The following is a 319-nucleotide window of genomic DNA, read 5'->3' on the forward strand; positions in this document are numbered from 1 at the left end:
TATATTAGCATAGTCTTTGATTTGAGAGATAAGTTCTTTAGGATTCATCAGTAACTTTGTCCTGTATATTTTTCATCACTTTTTATAAATTTACCATTAGTAAAATAATGAAAATGTCCTCCTCCTGCACTTTTACGACTAATGCTAGAAAAGCTAAATCCTCTTCCTTCATCTCCAAATAATCCATAGCTTTTTACTTTATAATCTATCATAGTATCAAAAACAACAGGATATTTTTTACCCTCACACACATAATAAGTTGTCATACCTAAATAAGGTCTTAATTTTTTATAGTTTTCTTCACCCATATATGCTTTAA

At 28.2% G+C, this 319-nt stretch carries 1 pseudogene; it reads right to left on the reverse strand.

The features are described 5' to 3' along the window. Nucleotides 1-47 precede the first annotated feature (47 nt). Nucleotides 48-319, reverse strand: a pseudogene (locus tag ELQ12_RS10005) (tRNA 2-selenouridine synthase); the annotation flags it as partial.

The sequence above is a fragment of the Campylobacter sp. US25a genome (assembly GCF_004379075.1).
Classification (GTDB): domain Bacteria; phylum Campylobacterota; class Campylobacteria; order Campylobacterales; family Campylobacteraceae; genus Campylobacter_D; species Campylobacter_D jejuni.